The sequence below is a fragment of the Mycobacterium sp. genome (assembly GCF_050700595.1).
In the GTDB taxonomy this organism is placed as follows: domain Bacteria; phylum Actinomycetota; class Actinomycetes; order Mycobacteriales; family Mycobacteriaceae; genus Mycobacterium.
In genome coordinates this window covers 1-16359 of the sequence record NZ_JBOHHI010000014.1, presented here as the reverse complement: position 1 = coordinate 16359, position 16359 = coordinate 1, and the positions used below count along the sequence as shown (strand labels likewise).

Annotated in this window: 16 protein-coding genes and 1 pseudogene; 9 read left to right on the top strand and 8 right to left on the bottom strand. The window is 68.8% G+C overall.

The features are described from left to right. The first annotated feature begins 77 nt into the window (after positions 1-77). The gene (locus ACRDTL_RS01215) at positions 78-1481 is read left to right on the top strand and encodes a 13E12 repeat family protein (protein ID WP_431504900.1); all 1404 of its coding nucleotides are present in this window, start codon (positions 78-80) and stop codon (positions 1479-1481) included. Positions 1482-1660: 179 nt separating this feature from the next. Continuing rightward, positions 1661-2044: an anti-sigma factor antagonist gene (locus ACRDTL_RS01210; RefSeq protein WP_431504899.1), complete on the top strand. Its 384-nt coding sequence runs from the start codon at positions 1661-1663 to the stop codon at positions 2042-2044. Here the strand turns inward: ACRDTL_RS01210 and ctpC are convergent. The 4 genes from ctpC to ACRDTL_RS01190 form a co-directional block, all read right to left on the bottom strand. Next, a complete protein-coding gene (gene ctpC / locus ACRDTL_RS01205; RefSeq protein WP_431504898.1) occupies positions 2004-4148 on the bottom strand; it encodes a manganese-exporting P-type ATPase CtpC in 2145 nt (714 codons plus the stop codon). The two genes, ACRDTL_RS01210 and ctpC, sit on opposite strands and share 41 nt — an antisense overlap. A gap of 9 nt (positions 4149-4157) precedes the next feature. Next, the gene (locus tag ACRDTL_RS01200) at positions 4158-4439 is read right to left on the bottom strand and encodes a DUF1490 family protein (RefSeq protein ID WP_431504897.1); all 282 of its coding nucleotides are present in this window, start codon (positions 4437-4439) and stop codon (positions 4158-4160) included. Positions 4440-4517: 78 nt separating this feature from the next. Continuing rightward, complete coding sequence (locus ACRDTL_RS01195; protein WP_431504904.1) at positions 4518-5198, bottom strand: TIGR03089 family protein; 681 nt, start codon at positions 5196-5198, stop codon at positions 4518-4520. A gap of 34 nt (positions 5199-5232) precedes the next feature. Next, positions 5233-6699 (bottom strand): LCP family protein, encoded by a 1467-nt coding sequence (locus ACRDTL_RS01190; protein WP_431504896.1) that lies wholly within the window; start codon positions 6697-6699, stop codon positions 5233-5235. Between the two features lie 83 nt (positions 6700-6782). Here ACRDTL_RS01190 and rfbD point away from each other — a divergent pair, with 83 nt between their 5' ends. From rfbD to ACRDTL_RS01175, 3 genes are read left to right on the top strand one after another with little or no spacing between them, the layout of a single operon-like run. Further along, a complete protein-coding gene (gene rfbD, locus ACRDTL_RS01185) occupies positions 6783-7637 on the top strand; it encodes a dTDP-4-dehydrorhamnose reductase (protein ID WP_431504903.1) in 855 nt (284 codons plus the stop codon). 16 nt (positions 7638-7653) lie between these two features. Then, on the top strand, positions 7654-8541 hold the full coding sequence (locus ACRDTL_RS01180) for a glycosyltransferase family 2 protein (protein WP_431504895.1): 888 nt from the start codon (positions 7654-7656) through the stop codon (positions 8539-8541). 1 nt (position 8542) lies between these two features. Beyond that, positions 8543-9616 (top strand): sugar phosphate nucleotidyltransferase, encoded by a 1074-nt coding sequence (locus ACRDTL_RS01175; protein ID WP_431504894.1) that lies wholly within the window; start codon positions 8543-8545, stop codon positions 9614-9616. Here ACRDTL_RS01175 and ACRDTL_RS01170 read toward each other — a convergent pair. From ACRDTL_RS01170 to cofD, 3 genes are read right to left on the bottom strand one after another with little or no spacing between them, the layout of a single operon-like run. Then, positions 9598-10143, bottom strand: a complete 546-nt coding sequence (locus ACRDTL_RS01170) for an NUDIX hydrolase (RefSeq protein WP_431504893.1) — start codon at positions 10141-10143, stop codon at positions 9598-9600. The genes ACRDTL_RS01175 and ACRDTL_RS01170 overlap by 19 nt on opposite strands. Then, positions 10140-11483, bottom strand: a complete 1344-nt coding sequence (locus ACRDTL_RS01165; protein WP_431504902.1) for a coenzyme F420-0:L-glutamate ligase — start codon at positions 11481-11483, stop codon at positions 10140-10142. The genes ACRDTL_RS01170 and ACRDTL_RS01165 overlap by 4 nt, the downstream gene beginning before the upstream one ends. Before the next feature lie 50 nt (positions 11484-11533). Then, positions 11534-12523, bottom strand: a complete 990-nt coding sequence (gene cofD / locus ACRDTL_RS01160; RefSeq protein WP_431504892.1) for a 2-phospho-L-lactate transferase — start codon at positions 12521-12523, stop codon at positions 11534-11536. Positions 12524-12791: 268 nt separating this feature from the next. Between cofD and ACRDTL_RS01155 the strand changes: the two genes are divergently transcribed. After that, entirely contained in the window at positions 12792-13160 is a 369-nt protein-coding gene (locus ACRDTL_RS01155) for a WhiB family transcriptional regulator (RefSeq protein WP_431504891.1), read from the top strand. A gap of 10 nt (positions 13161-13170) precedes the next feature. Here the strand turns inward: ACRDTL_RS01155 and ACRDTL_RS01150 are convergent, their stop codons facing one another. After that, positions 13171-13593, bottom strand: a complete 423-nt coding sequence (locus ACRDTL_RS01150; RefSeq protein WP_431504901.1) for a metallopeptidase family protein — start codon at positions 13591-13593, stop codon at positions 13171-13173. A gap of 161 nt (positions 13594-13754) precedes the next feature. On the opposite strand from ACRDTL_RS01150, the gene ACRDTL_RS01145 reads away from it, so the two are divergent. From ACRDTL_RS01145 to ACRDTL_RS01135, 3 genes and pseudogenes are all read left to right on the top strand, one after another. Beyond that, positions 13755-14183, top strand: a complete 429-nt coding sequence (locus ACRDTL_RS01145) for a DUF3499 domain-containing protein (protein ID WP_431504890.1) — start codon at positions 13755-13757, stop codon at positions 14181-14183. Positions 14184-14318: 135 nt separating this feature from the next. Further along, a complete protein-coding gene (locus ACRDTL_RS01140; protein WP_431504889.1) occupies positions 14319-15731 on the top strand; it encodes a phosphomannomutase/phosphoglucomutase in 1413 nt (470 codons plus the stop codon). Then, positions 15728-16359 (top strand): annotated as a pseudogene (locus tag ACRDTL_RS01135) (TobH protein); the annotation flags it as partial. The gene ACRDTL_RS01140 and the pseudogene ACRDTL_RS01135, both read left to right, overlap by 4 nt.

Genomic DNA, 16359 nt, shown 5'->3' with positions numbered 1-16359 from the left:
TCGCGCTTTATCCACAATTGCGCGTGCGATGCGCTGCGGCCGGGGTGACTCGAACATTCTTTCGATAATATGGCGGGATGGCTTCCGTCGAGCAGGCGCTTCCCGTGGATGCGGTGCGTGCGCAGATGCGCGCCGATCTCGAGCTGATCGAGGCTGCCTACGCCCGGTTACGCGCGTCGTGCACCGACCTGGTGGGCAATGCGTTTCGGGTGGCGACCGCCGAGCGGCTGGAGGCGTTGGGCCGGGTCAATCGGGGCCTGTCGTATCGGATGTTCGGTGAGATCGCCGATCCGGTCGACGGGCCCGAGGACCCGGGGTTGCCGGCCGGGGTGTCGATGCGAAATCTGCTGTGTGCGCGGCTGCGGATCACCTCGGCGGAGGTCAAGCGCCGGTTTCGGGTGGCGGTGCGGATCCGGCCACGACGGTCGCTGACCGGCCCGGCGCTGCCGCCGGAGTTGCCGAAGCTGGCCACCGCCGTCGAAGACGGCAGCGTCGGCGACGACCACATCGCCGCGGTGCTGCACGCCCTGGATGGGCTGCCGGGCGCGGTCAGCGCGCCCGACCGCGACAAAGCCGAGCGCATCCTGGTCCGCCACGCCCGAAAGCAGGACGCCACGTTCGTCACCGTGGTGGGCAACCGGATCGCCGACTGGCTCAATCCCGACGGCACCTTCTCCGACGAGGACCGGGCACGGCGGCGCGGGCTGGTGCTGGGGCCACAATGCGTCGACGGCATGAGCCGGCTGCGCGGCTGGCTGGACCCCGAAACCCGCGCCTACCTGGAGGCCATCACCGCGGCCATCCGCCCGGGTCGTCACGTGCCCGAAGCAAAAGACGCGGCTGATGAGGAGCGTGATCATCGCACACCGGCGCAGCGTTGCCACGACGCGCTCAAGCTCGCGCTGCGCCACGCGCTCTCATCCGGGCAGCTCGGTGTGCACCGCGGCGTGCCGGTCACCGTGATCGTGACAACCAAACTGGGCGACCTCGAGCAGGCCGCCCGCGCCGCCCACGACCCCGCCATCCCGATGCCGGCGCCGGCACGCACCGGCGGCAACAGCCGATTGCCGATGCGCGATGTGATCCGCATGGCCGCCAACAGCATCCACTATCTGGCCGTCTTCGAGGATCACTGCGAGCGCCCGCTGTATTTGGGCCGCAGCAAACGCATCGCCACCCTAGACCAACGCATCATCTGCCACGCCCGCGACGGCGGCTGCACCCGACCCGACTGCCCGCAACCCGGCTACCACTGCGAGGTTCATCACGCGCAGGACTGGGCCGCCGGCGGGCTAACCAACGCCGACAGCCTCTACTTCGGCTGCGCGCCCGACCACACCGAAGCAACCTGCGGCCATCTCACCACCACCATCACCGACGACTACCGCCTCGCCTGGAGCGACGGCACCGGACCACCCCGAATCAACCACATCCACCACCCCGACGAACTACTCGAAGACGACGACGAAGATGACCCGTAACGCGCTACCCATCGGTTGCGTGGCGGCTGATGGCTGATAGCGTGATGGCGCGGTTGAACAGCAGCCCGTGCGACGTCCGGTATACCTGAGCAGCACCGCGCTGTGCTGCTGACCCCAGCGTGTTGCGGCTGGATGGTCCGACGTCGGTCTCATCAGTTCACCGACACATGGAGGAATCCGTGACCGCGCCGCTAGACATCCAGCGAGCAACCCATGACGGCCTGATCATTTTGCGCCTGCGCGGCGATATCGACCTGTCCAACGTTGCGATGTTGGAGGGTGCGCTGCAGCAAGTCTGCACGGGCAGCGCAGATGCAAGCCGGGTCGTGGTGGACGCGACCGCGGTCGAGTTTCTCTCGGTCGCCGGGATCGCCGCACTGGTACAGGCGCAAACCCGTTGCCGGCAAAATGGTTTGGATTTCGCGGTGGTGGCCGCTCAGCGGGCCGTGTTGCGACCGTTACAGGCAATCGGCCTGGATCGACAGGTGAAGATCTTCACCTCCGGGGAGGCGGCGATCGCCACTAGTTCAGTCGGTAGCGGATCAACCGGGAACTGTTGGTGACGACAGCCACCGACGATAGGTTGTGCAGGATCGCGGCGAGTACCGGTGACAGGGCGCCACCGGCGCCGATCAGCAGCCCGGCGGCATTGACCGCGATCGACATGCCGTAGTTTTGCCGGATCACGTCGACCGCGCGTGCACCCAAATCCCGTACGTCGAGCAGGCGTTGCAGGTCGTCGTTGGCCAGTGCCACATCGGCGGTTTCGACGGCGACGTCGGTTCCGGCCAGCCCCATGGCGATTCCGATGTTGGCCGCCGCCAGCGCCGGGGCGTCATTGATGCCGTCGCCGACCATCCCGACGACGTGGCCCTCGTCCTGCAGCCGGCGCACCACTTCGAGTTTGTCCTCCGGCAGCACTTCGGCGCGCCACTCGTCGATCCCCAGCTCGGCGGCGACCACCTTGGCTATCTCGGGATGATCGCCGGTGAGCATGACAGTCCGACGGATCCCGTTGGTGCGCAAGCTTTTCAAGACATCGGCCGCCTCGGGCCGTACCTCGTCACGCAGGCTGATCAGTCCGACCAGCGTGCCGTCCACGGCGAGCAGTAACGGGGTCTCGGCCTGGCGTCGCAGCTTGTCGACCCAGTCCGCCGCCTTTGTCGACACCTTGACGTTTTCCGAGCGCAGCAGCGATGGGCTGCCCAGCAGCAGGGTCCGTCCGTCGGCCCAGGTCCGCATACCGAGTCCGACCAGCACCTCGCATTCCTCGTGCGGCGGAATGATGATGCGGCGTTCTTCGGTCGAGCGGATCACGGCCTCGGCCAGCGGGTGGCGAGAGTGCAGCTCCGAGCTGGCCGCATAGGCGAGAACTTGCTCGGGTTGCCAATCGTTATGTATGGCAATGATATTCGTCACCACTGGACGTCCGACGGTGAGTGTTCCGGTCTTGTCGAAGACGATGGCGTCGACTCGGCCGGCCTGTTCGAGGTGCGATCCGCCCTTGATCAGGATGCCGCGCCGCGCGCCGTTGCCGATCGCCGCGCTGATCGCGGTCGGTGTCGCCAGTCCGACGGCGCACGGGCATGCGATGAGCAGCATCGTCATCGCGCGACGGACATCTCCGGTGATCGCCAGGGTGATCGCAGAAACGATGAAGGAGATGGGAACAAATCGGCCGGAGAAGTTTTCGCCGACGGTTTGGATGGGTGCCCGATCGTGTTGTGCCTCTTCGACACGCGTGATGATGCGGCCGATCGCGGTTTCGTTGCCGACGGCGCGGGCGCGAACCACCAGCCGCCCGCGCAGCACCACCGAACCGGCGTGCACCGTTGACCCGGTGAGGATGCTGACCGGCAGGGTTTCGCCGGTGATCGCGGACTGGTCGACAATGGCCTCGCCGTCGACCACTTCACCGTCGACCGGTAGCGCCACGTGATCGTGGACCACCACCTCGTCGCCGATCTGCAGCGTGTCGATCGGTACTTGCACTTCGTTGCCGTCATCAAGGCGCACCCAGGCCGCGTCGGCGGTGCCGCGCAGCAGATCGGAGATGGCCCGCCGGGTGCGGCGCAAGGTCAGATCCTGCAGGTACTCACCGATGTTGAGCAGCCACAACACGGTGAGCGCCACCACGTTCTCGCGCAGCACCAGACTGGCCACCGTCGCCGCGGTCACCAGCGCATCGGTGCCGGCGCGTCCGGACCGCAGCGAGCGCAACGCGCCGCGCAGGAACGGATAGCCCATGAACACCGTCGCGCCGGTCGCGACCAGTTGACCGCTCGCGCCGAGCAGGGGCGGTCGGTTGAAGGCGTAGCGGCGCAGGCCGAGCAACGCCAGCGCTGCACCGCCGATCACCATGCGGAGCACCTCGGTGTTGCGGACGTCGGACGATCGTGGCGTGCGCGCCGGGATCAGCTCCGCGGGGACCCGCTCGGCCGAGGTAATCGCGGCCAGCACCGCCGGGCGGTCGCATCGCCTTGGCGAATACCACACGACGACGGAACCGGTGTGGGGATAGGCGTGCACCGCCCGCACCCCGTTCTGCCGGTCCATTGCCTCTTCCACCGCGACCGCGCGCCGCGAATTCGACCGCACCCAGGGGACCTGAACCCGCATCCGCCCGGCCGCGTCCGAAACCACCAGCAGGTCAGGGTGATTGAGCATGGCGGGCAATCAGTGCTCGTGTTCGTCGTGGTCGCCGATCGCGGGCGGCGCTGCCTCCTCGCCGATGCGTTCACGCGCTTCGGCCACTATGTCCCCGAGCTTCAACCGGGCTGACTCCGCCGCTTCCTCGGCGCGCCGCGTTCCGCGCAGGCTCCACTCCGTCGCGGTGACCGCGGCGTCGTGAACCGGAGCTGAACCCACAGCCTTTCGTAAGACCTCGTAGGCGCTCACCCCGACCAGCCCGGTGACCACTGTCCCGGCCGCTTTCCCGAGTAGTCCATGCACCAACATTTGCCACACTCCTCCATATCAGGCTTGTCGGTATCCGACGCTAACATAGATATATTGCGATACCAATATGTATCTGCCTTAGTCGAGGGTCCGGGTGACTTTCTCGGCCTCGATCCGGCGCGACAGCACGGCGGGATCGGGGTTGGCGACCTGCACCAGCGACGCGCCGAGGGCCAGCACGGCCAGCAAGCCGTCGACCAGCGCGATGGGCTGGCCCCAGGACGCGGTCGAAAGCACCCGATCGCTACGTGTCAAACCTCTTGCCTGCGCAGAGCTTTCACACTCGTCGAGTACGTCGGCGACCGATCTGCCGGCCAGCGCCGGGCCGGGCCGGCGCTCGGCGTCGATCTGGTCGCCGTGCACCCGCACCGCCGTCGCATAGTCGGTGACTCCGATCGGCAGCTCCGCCGCCGGGCGGCCGAACGGATCCAGCGACAACACCGCCACCTCGCCGGCCCCGACCGCCTGGTCCGCCTCGTCGAGCCGGTCGGCGGTACACAAAGCGATGTCCGCCGGCCCGCCCTCGAGCAGCACCTCGGCGCCGATCCACCACACCCCGAACAACACCGCGGCGGTCTGCCAATGCGCCGGCAGCAACACCGCGACCCGGCTGGCGGGTCCGGCACCCAGCTCGTCGCGCAACAGATTGCCGGTTTTGGCGGCCCAGTTGGCCAGCGTCACCGCGGACAGCTCGATGCGCTCTCCGTCGGCATCGTCGTAGTAGGTGATGCGCGGACCGACCGGGTCGGCGCGCAGCATCGGGTCGAGAATTGCTTCGGAAAGCGTGAGCGCGTTAGTTGACACACTCCGGATTGTCCGATCCGGCGGTGAGGATCGGTGACGGTGGGGGTGCGGTGGCTTCGCCAGAGCCCGTCGATGCGCGAGCCACGATCGTCGAGGCGCCGCCCTCGAGCCCGGAACCGGGGCCGGTGTAGTCGTTGCCCAGCACCACCCGCACCGACCCGGGCGGCACCGACGCATCGGCGACGACGGGCACCCCGCCGAGGTCCTTGGACACCGCCTGGGCGCCCAAGTCGTCGGCCTTGGCGGCCTGCACCTGGCTGCCGGACACGTGCGCGGCTTCGTTATTGCCGACGGTACCTGCGGTAAAGCCCTTGGCGGTCAAGACTTCCGACACCGCGGCGGCCAGCCCGTTGATGTCGGTGTCGTTGAGCACATCCGCGGTGGTCTTTCCCGGCGTGTAGGCCAACTCATCGGTTTTGCCCTGCGCCTGACCCTGCAGCAGACCGGCAACCCACTCGTGAACCTGGTTCGGATCCACCCGCACCACGCTGTGCATGCCGTCGTCGCTCCAGCCCGCCTCGTCGAGCACCGGAATCGTGGCGAATGCGACGTTGCCGGCGGTCAGCTTCTGTAGCTGTTTGATGAAATCCATGATGTCCCAACCGGAGGACAGCACCACGGAGCGTTGGATGGCGCCCTGCAGCCGGCCCATCGTGGCCGGGCTCGACAGCGTCCTGCTGGAGATCACCTGGTGGGCCAGCGCCGCCATCACCGCCTGCTGGCGCACGACCCGGTCCAGGTCGCCGCGGGGCAGGTCGTGGCGCTGGCGGACAAAGCTCAACGCCTGCGGACCGTTGAGCTTCTGCCAACCGGCCGGGAAGTCGGCGCCCGAAAGCGGTTCGTACACCGGCTCTTTGAGGCAGACGTTGACGCCGCCGAGGGCATCGGTGATCAGTGCAAAGCCGAGCAGGCCGATCTCGGCGTAGTGGTCGACGGTGACGCCGGTGAGGTCGGCGACCGTCTTGATCAGTGCGTCGCGGCCCGCTTCGGTGCCGCGTGCCTCGGCCACGGCGGGGTCTATACCGGATTCGACGAGGCTGACCCGCTTTTCCTCTTTGACCTGGCCGTAGACGCCGTTGATCTTGGTCTTGCCCAGGCCCGGTGCCTTGACGTAGGAGTCGCGGGGGATCGAGATCGCCGTGGCCGATTTCCCGTTGTTGGGGATACGCACCAGGATGATCGTGTCGGTGTTGGTGGCGTTTTCGTCGCCGGCCCGCAGGGCCGCCAGTTCCTCGGCGGACAGCGGGTTGCCGTGGGCGTCAGTGCGGCTGTCCATGCCGACCAGCAGGATGTCGATCGCGCCGTCGTCGCCGCCGTGACCCAGCGACGGGGCGAACATGTGGTAAATCCCGTCCTCGAACGAGCGAATTTTGCTCCACGCCACCCCGGTGCCGAGCACGACCGCCACAGCCGCCACGGTGGCGATCACACGAACAACACGTTGCGCAGGCATCACTCTAGGCTACTTGCGCAACAGAGGTATCGGCGGTAGCAGTGCGGCGTCGGCGTGCCAGACTCGGGGACGTGACCGGCAGGATTGTGATCACGGGCGCCGGCGGGCAGGTCGGCAGCTTGCTGGCGGCCGAGGCGGCCCGGCAGGGGCGCGACGTGCTGGCGCTGACGTCGGCGCAGTGGGACATCACCGACCCGGCCGCCGCCGAGCGGATCGTCGCGTCCGGTGATGTGGTGGTCAATTGCGCGGCCTACACCAATGTCGATGGGGCGGAAAGCGACGAAGCCACCGCATACGCGGTCAATGCGGCCGGTCCCGGGCACATCGCACTGGCGTGCGCGCGCGTCGGCGCGCGACTGATCCACATCTCCACCGACTACGTGTTCAGCGGCGACTTCGGCGGATCACCGCCCCGACCCTACGAACCGGACGACGAGGCGAAGCCGCTCAGCGTGTACGGGCAGAGCAAACTCTCCGGCGAACGGGCCGTGCTGGCGACGCTGCCGCAGGCCACCGTGGTGCGCACCGCGTGGGTTTACACCGGCGGGGATGGCAACGACTTCGTCGCCACGATGCGCAGGCTCGCCGCCCGCGACGGCACAGTGGAGGTGGTTGACGACCAGACCGGCTCGCCGACCTACGTCGGCGATCTGGTCGTCGCGCTGCTCCAGGTCGTCGACGGACAGGTGCATGCTCGGGTCGTGCACGCCGCCAACGAGGGCGCGGTCACCCGGTTCGAGCAGGCCCGTGCGGTATTCGCCGGCGTCGGCGCCGACCCGGTGCGGGTCCGCCCGGTCAACAGCGCTCACAATCCCCGGCCGGCGCCCCGGCCGCCGTACGCCGCGCTGTCCAGCCGGGTGTCCGCGCAGGCGGGTCTGTCGCCGCTGCGGGCGTGGCGGGAGGCGCTTACTGCGGCGTTGTCGGCGGTGCCGTCCGTCTGACCGATACCCTCTACGCGTGAGTGACGTCCTGGCGGTCGTGACGGTGACCTATTCCCCGGGCCCGCACCTGGACCGCTTTTTGGCTTCGCTAGCACTGGCCACCGAGCGACCGGTCCACGTGTTGATGGCCGATAACGGCTCCACCGACGGGGCACCACAGGCCGCGGTTGGGCGGTATCCCAACGTGCAGCTGTTTTCCACCGGGGCCAATATTGGCTACGGCAGCGCGGTGAACCGGGCGGTCGCGCAAGTCTACGAGGCTTCCGAAGACGTCGGAGAGTGGCTCATCGTGGCCAACCCCGATGTGCAGTGGGGCCCCGGCAGCATCGACGCCCTGCTGGACGCTGCCGCCCGTTGGCCGCGCGCGGCCACGCTGGGTCCGCTGATCCGCGACCCGGACGGGTCGGTGTACCCCTCGGCCCGTCACCTGCCCAGCCTGATCCGCGGCGGCATGCACGCCGTCGCGGGCCCGCTGTGGCCCGCCAACCCCTGGTCGACGGGCTATCGTCAGGAGCGGCTGGAACCCAGCGAACGGCCGGTGGGCTGGCTGTCGGGGTCCTGCCTGCTGGTGCGCCGCGCCGCCTTCGACCAGGTCGGCGGGTTCGACGAGCGGTATTTCATGTACATGGAAGACGTCGATCTGGGCGATCGGCTGGGCAAGGCCGGCTGGCTGAACGTCTATGTGCCGTCGGCCGAAGTCCTGCACCACAAGGGCCACGCCACCGGACGCGAGTCCACTCGCAACCTGGTAGCCCATCACAAAAGCACTTACATCTTCCTCGCCGACCGGCATCCTGGGTGGTGGCGCGCGCCGCTGCGCGCGGCGATGCGGGCCGGGTTGGCAATACGCACACGGCTGTTGGCGCGCGACTCGCGGCGCGCCGCGGGAGAAAGGCGGCAGTGACGTGAGCCAGCCGCAAGTTGATGCGGTCGTCCTGGTCGGCGGTAAGGGCACCCGGCTGCGGCCGTTGACGATGTCGGTGCCCAAGCCGATGCTGCCGATCGCCGGGCTGCCGCTGCTGACCCATCTGTTGTCACGGATCGCCGCGGCCGGCATCGAGCACGTGGTCCTGGGCACGTCGTATCAGCCCGACGTGTTCGGGCAGGAGTTCGGCGATGGTTCCAAGTTCGGGCTGCAGATCGAATGCGTCACCGAGCAGCACCCGCTGGGCACCGGCGGCGGGATCGCCAACGTCGCGCCGCGACTGCGTCAGGACACCGTGATGGTGTTCAACGGCGACGTGCTTTCCGGCCTCGATCTGGGGCAGCTGCTGGACTTCCACCACACGAACCGCGCCGATGTCACCATGCACCTGGTGCGGGTGGGCGACCCGCGCGCTTTCGGCTGCGTGCCGACCGAAGACGGCCGGGTCACCGCCTTTTTGGAGAAGACACAAGATCCGCCGACCGACCAGATCAACGCCGGCTGCTACGTGTTCTCCCGCGAGATCATCGACCGGATACCGCGCGGCCGCGAGGTATCCGTCGAACGCGAGGTCTTTCCGGCCCTGCTTTCCGACGGGGTCACGGTGTGCGGCTACGTCGACACCAGCTACTGGCGGGACATGGGCACACCGGAGGACTTCGTGCGCGGCTCGGCGGATCTGGTCCGCGGCATCGCCCCTTCGCCGGCACTGGGCGGCCACCGCGGCGAGCAGTTGGTGCACGACGGCGCGGCGGTCTCCCCGGGCGCGGTGCTCGTCGGCGGCACGGTCATCGGGCGGGGCGTCGAGATCGGTCCCGGCGCCCGCCTGGACGGCGCGGTTGTCTTCGACGGCGCCCGGATCGAGGCCGGCAGTGTGATCGAGCGCTCGATCATCGGTTTCGGCGCCCGGATCGGCCCACGGGCGCTGATCCGCGACGGCGTCATCGGCGACGGTGCCGATATCGGCGCGCGGTGCGAGCTGTTGCGCGGCGCGCGGGTGTGGCCGGGTGTCTCTATTCCGGACGGCGGGCTCCGCTACTCGTCCGACGTCTGAACCGCCCGGGCGACCAGGTAGGCCAGCGCGTCGTCAGTGCCGTCGGGCAGGGCGCCGACGGGCCACCATTGCAAGTCCAGCGACTCGTCGCTGAGTGTGATCCGTGCGCCGGGCGGCGCGTGCGCAACGAACTGCAGGTCGAGATGACGGGTGGGCACGCCCAGCGAGCAGGTGACCGGATGCACGTGCACGGCAACCAGTTCGGGCTGCAGCCGTAGGCCCGCGATACCGGATTCCTCGGTCGCTTCGCGCAGCGCGGCCGCGACGATGTCGATGTCGGTCTCGTCGATGTGCCCGCCCAACTGCACCCAGCGGCCCAACCGCGGATGCAGGGTGAGCAGCACCCGCCGGCCGGAGTCGTCGAGCACCAGCGTTGAGGCGGTGGCATGACCCGGCACGCACTCGCGACGGCAGGCGTCCTCGCGCGCATGCAAGAACGCCAACACCGCGTGGCGCAGCGAGTCCTGGCCCGGATCCGGGGCCTGCCAGTCGGACAGCAACGCGATCGCCGAGGCTCGAACGCTCACTTGCGCACCAGCAGATCGGCGACCGGGACAGGATCCCGCGGCCCCACCGGTGGCGCGCCCGGATAGCCGATCGCGATCGCGCCCAACGGGTCCCAGTCGCCCGGCAGCCCCAGCTCGGCGCGGACCAGGTCGGCGGCGAAGATCGTCGAGCCGATCCAGCAGCTGCCGACACCGCGGACCGCAAGCGCCACCAGCAGCGCCTGCACCGCCGCCCCGACCGCGACGGTGAACATGGTGTGCTCGGCCTCGGTGCGGGCGGCGTCGGGGTAGTGGTGAGCGCCGTCGGGCACCAGTACCGGGATGACGACTTCGGGTGCGTCGTACAAGATTTGACCGCGGGCCACCCGGCGCTCGATGGCGTCGGCAGGTTTTCCGTCACCGGCCAGGTCGGAACGCCACTTGTCGCGCATGCGGGCCAGCAGCCGGGCGCGAACAGCGGGGATCTGCAACCAGACGAACCGCACCGGGCGGGTGTGATGCGGGGCCGGCGCGGTGAGCGCCTCGCCGACGGCCGCCTCGATGAGGTGCGCCGGCACCGGTTCGTCGGCGAACTCGCGCACCGAGCGGCGCAGCAGCTGGGCCTGTCGGCGGCCCAGCTCGAGCGCCTCGGCGGTGCCGAGCCAGAACAGGTCGTCGGTGCCCGATCGCACCAGCTGTCGTGCCGTCGAGCCGTCGTCGGCGATCGGCAGCCCGCGCACCACGGCGGCCGGGATCGCGGTCAGTTTGCCCTTGACCAGGTCGGCGGCGGCAGCGATCTCGTCAGCGACGGCGATCTCGGTGACGATCAGTTCGTTGCCGTGGGCATCGATCGCGCCGGCGTAATTGTGCAGCACGGCCAATCCGGCGGCGCCAACGGCGGTGTCGGTCTGGCCGTTGCGCCACGCGCGGCCCATCGTGTCGGTGATCACCACGGCCACCGTGACGCCGAGCCGCTGGTGCAAGCCGGAGCGCAACGCCGCGGCGCTGGCGTCAGGATCGACGGGCAACAGTGCGAGCTCGGCCGCACCGACGTTGGAGCCGTCCACACCGGCGGCGGCCTGCACCAGACCGAGCCGGTTCTCGGTGATCAGGGTGCGACCCTTGCGGGCCAGCACACGAACCGCCTCAGCATCGACAAGCTTGCGCCGCAGCGCGTCTCGATGCTCAGCATTTTCGGGTGCCGGAACCAGCCGGCCTTCGCATTTCGACGCCGCCTTGCTGGTGACCACCACCACGTCACCGTCGCGCAGCCACGGCGCAGTCCCGGCAATAGCGGCACTCAGGTCATCGCCGGGACGAAATTCGGGAAGCCCGGTGATGGGCAGGATCTCGACCGTCGACGCGCTGCCGTGCTCGTGCATGCGGCGCCGCTCCTCCTCATCGCTGCGCTCTGCATCGTCGCCGGCGCTCATCAGGCCGCCACACCCGCGAGTTCCAGTCCCGCGCTGACCATCTCGGCCGTGGCATTCGGGTCGGTCATCAGCAGCGGTATTGATCGCACCGCGACACCGTCGATCGCGGCGTGGTCGCCCTCGTGGATCAGCCAGCAGTCCAAGATGCCGGTGCCCGAGCGTGCGCCGAGGTGCCGGCCCACCGCCTCGGCGGTGGACTCCACGTCGATCACGGTGAGGCATTCACGTGCCATCCCGCGCAACGGTTTTCCACCGATGATCGGGGAGTAGCCGACGACGGGGGCGGTCGCTGACCGCAACGCTGCGCGGATCCCGGGGATGGCCAGGATGACGCCGATGCTCACCACCGGATTCGACGGGGCAACCAGGATAATGTCGGCGTCGGCGATGGTGTCCAGGACTTCGGTTGCGGCGTGGGCTTTTTCAGCCCCGATAAACGCGAAGCTGTGCGTCGGCACCCGGGCGTGATAGCGCACCCACCACTCCTGGAAATGGATCGCACGCCGCGTGTCGTCGACGGGATCGGTGATGACCACGTGGGTTTCGCACCGGTCGTCGCTGGCCGGCAATAGTCGCGCGCCCGGCTGCCAACGGTCGCATAGCGCGGAGGTGACAAGTGACAGCGGATAGCCGGCTCGCAGCATATGGGTGCGCACCAGGTGGGTGGCCAGGTCACGGTCACCGAGCGCAAACCAGTCCGGCTGCACGCCATAGCGGGCCAACTCCTCCTTGGCGTGCCAGGTCTCGTTGCGATGACCCCAGCCGCGTTGCGGGTCGACGCCCCCGCCCAGGGTGTACATGCAGGTGTCCAGGTCGGGGCAGATGCGCACCCCGTGCATCCAGGCGTCGTCGCCGATGTTGACGACGGCGGTCAGCTCGTGCTCGACGGATCCCGGTACCCGAGCAAACTGACCCAGTCCCAGTAGTTGCTGTACGCCGAGCAGAAAACGGGCGCCGCCGACCCCGCCGACCAGAACCGTCACCTTCACATCGCACGACAGTACGCCCGACACGCCGGGGCCAAACCGGGGCAGTGTCGCCACAAATTGATCACGAGATGGTATGGAATTCTGTCGAATCGCTTGACCAGGGCAGGTAACGCGTGTGTAATCACACCAGTGTCATTTCCCGGTTGGCCGGCCGGATTCGGTGTCGCAGACCGAGATTCGATCACATGTTCGAATGAGATGGGCCGCGCAACATATCAGAACAGTGGGCGACATTCGCTACCAACGAAACCAGGTGAGGAGGCGGAGCATGTCCTATGAGCACCTTCGGGGCCTAATGGGAGGCACACCGCACACCACTACCGGCTCGTCGACGATGGGGGCAACGGCACGGCCCCGTTTGAGTTTGGTGCCCGACGCGCCTGAAGTGCCCGCAGTCTTTGAGCCCGCACCGGTCGGCGTCGACCAGTGGCAAGACCGCGCCTTGTGCGCGCAAACCGATCCCGAGGCCTTCTTCCCCGAGAAGGGTGGCTCCACCCGCGAGGCCAAGAAGATCTGCCTGGGCTGCGAGGTGCGCGCCGAGTGCCTGGAATACGCTCTGGCGCACGATGAGCGCTTCGGGATCTGGGGCGGGCTCTCCGAGCGGGAGCGCCGCCGCCTCAAGCGCGGCATCATCTAGCGATCGCCCGCTAATCGTCGTCGATCGTCGGGTCGATGACCGAGGGTTCGACGTCCAAGTAGGTGGCGACCTGAGCGACCAGAATTTCGTGCAGCAATTCGGCAAGTTCCTCGGTGTCCTTCGCACGCCGCTCGATCGGCCTGCGGAACAACACAATCCGTGCCCGGGTAGCGGTGCCTCGCACGTCGACGCCGGCGGGTATCAGGCGGGCCAGCGCGATCGGCCCATCAGCGACCACCTCGGGCGGCCATTGCACGCTGTCGGGATCCCTGGCCGAGATTCGCGGAATCTCGTCGACCGCCACGTCGAGCCCGGTCAGCCGCTCCTGCCAGCGTCGCTCGATGGGCTCGTAGGCCTCCAGGACTGCCATGTCGAACCGCTCGGCCCGGCTGCGCCACCCCGGCACGGTCGGCGGAAGCAGTGGGCCGCGCATACCGCGGCCGCGCCGTGTCACCGAGCTGCGCCCCCACCGCCCGCGCCGCTGGGAGCTGCGCGAATCGCTCACTCGCCGATGGTAACGGTTCCGAATCGGGGCCCGGTCGAATGCGCGTGTCCGTCACTGCGGGGAGGTTTACGCACGATAGCCTCTCGATCGTGAACGTTCCGCGTCGCTGCTGCCGGCCCGGGTGCCCGCAGTATGCGGTGGCCACGCTGACGTTCGTCTATTCGGACTCGACGGCGGTGATCGGACCGCTCGCCACCGCGCATGAGCCGCACTCCTGGGACCTGTGCGTCGACCACGCCGGTCGCATTACCGCGCCGCGCGGGTGGGAACTCGTCCGCCACCCCGGCCCGCTGACCGCACCTGCCGACGACGACGACCTGATCGCGCTGGCCGAAGCGGTGCGGGAGGGTCGTAACGTGTTCAGGTCCGGACCACCTGCGGTGAACGGTTTTTCCGACGGTGGCAATACGCCGGCCACCGTACCCGGCGGCGGTGTGCTGGCGCCGGCCGGTCAGCACGCCGCCGGCACCGGGCGCCGCCGTGGTCATCTGCGAGTGTTGCCCGACCCCACCGACTGAGTGATCTGGTGGCGATCGCCACGGTGTGATCTGGTGGCGACCCGCTGCGCCCGGCTTCGCCGCGCTGGCGATCGCCACGGTGCCCGGGCAAGGTTAGGCTGGCCCCCAAGAGTCCCCGTCATCAGGAGCCCTGTCATGTCTCGGCCGGCTGCGGCTGTCAACCGTGTGATCAAGGCTTACGACCTCCGAGGATTGGTCGGCGACGAGATCGACGAATCGTTCGCCGCCGACGTCGGTGGGTCTTTCGCCAGACTGATGCGCGACGAGGGTGCGGAGCGGGTGGTCATCGGCCACGACATGCGGGATAGTTCGCCCCCGCTGGCGGCCGCCTTCGCGGCCGGCGTTACCGGCCAGGGCCTCGACGTGGTCCGGATCGGTCTGGCGTCCACCGATCAGCTCTATTTCGCCTCCGGGTCATTGGACTGCCCCGGCGCGATGTTCACTGCCAGCCACAACCCGGCCGCCTACAACGGCATCAAGATGTGTCGGGCGAGCGCCAAGCCCGTCGGCGCCGAGAGCGGGTTGACCGCGATCCGCGACGACCTCGTCGCCGGCATCCCGGCCCACCCCGGACCGGTCGGCCGCATCGCCGACCAGGACGTGCTGGCCGACTACGGAGAGTTCCTTCGCTCGTTGGTGGACACCTCGGGACTGCGCCCGCTGCGAGTGGCTGTCGACGCGGGCAACGGGATGGCCGGGCACACCGCGCCCGCGGTGCTCGGTGCCATCGGGGCGGTCACCCTGATGCCGTTGTACTTCGAGCTCGACGGCTCGTTTCCCAACCACGAGGCCAACCCGCTGGATCCGGCGAACCTGGTGGACCTGCAGGAATATGTGGTGGCCGTCGGGGCTGATCTCGGGCTGGCCTTCGACGGCGACGCCGATCGGTGCTTCGTGGTCGACGAGCGCGGCCGGCCGGTGTCGCCGTCGACGGTGACGGCTCTGGTCGCCGCTCGCGAACTCAACCGGGAAATCGGCGCGACCGTGATCCACAACCTGATCACGTCGCGGGCGGTGCCGGAACTGGTGCTCGAACGCGGTGGCACCCCCCTGCGATCCCGTGTCGGCCACTCCTACATCAAGGCGCTGATGGCCGACACCGGCGCAATCTTCGGCGGCGAACACTCGGCGCACTACTACTTCCGGGACTTCTGGGGCGCCGATTCCGGGATGCTGGCCGCGCTGTACGTGCTGGCCGCACTCGGCGAACAGCAGCGGCCGCTTTCGGAGCTGGCCGCCGACTACCAACGCTACGAATCCTCCGGCGAGATCAACTTCACGGTCGACGACGCCGAGTCGTGTGTCGAGGCGGTGCTGAAGTCCTTCGGCACCCGGATCCACTCGATCGACTACCTGGATGGGGTGACGGTGGATCTCGGCGACGGCAGCTGGTTCAACCTGCGCAGCTCCAACACCGAGCCGCTGCTTCGGCTGAACGTCGAAGGCCGCAGTGCCGAGGACGTCGACGCGGTGGTCCGGCAGATCCGGGCAGCAATCACAGCTCACAGCACAGCCGAAATAGCGGGCCAGACGCCGGTGGCCACGTGAGCGCGACGCACGCCACCATCGACCTCGACGACACCGACGCCCTCATCGATGCCGATCGCGACGGGCTGCTTCGTGCGGCGTCGACCGCGGGCGCGCAGGTGCGTGCCAGCGCCGCAGCAGTTGACGAGGGCGCGTTGGAGTCGGTGTGCGGCGACGACCGTCCGCGCACCGTGATCTGGGTGGCCGGCCGCGGCACCGCCGAGACCGCCGGCACCATGCTGGCCGCGACGTTGGGCGGTTCGGCGGGCGCGCCGATCGTGGTCGCCGCCGACGCGCCGCCGTGGATCGGGGCGCTGGACGTGCTGATCGTGGCCGGCGACGACCCCGGCGACCGTGCGCTGGTTTCCGCGGCCGCGACGGGGGTGCGCCGGGGCGCACGGGTGGTCGTCGCGGCACCGTATGAGGGCCCACTGCGGGACACGACGGCGGGCCGGGTCGCGGTGCTGGCACCGCGATTGTGGGTCTCCGGCGAGTTCTGGTTATGTCACTACCTGGCCGCCGGGCTGGCGGCGCTACAGAGTGTGGACACCGGCCTGCGAACAGACCTTGCCGCGCTGGCCGACGATCTGGACGCGGAGGCACTGCGCGACAGCGCCGGCCGCGAACTGTTCACGAACCCGGCGAAGAC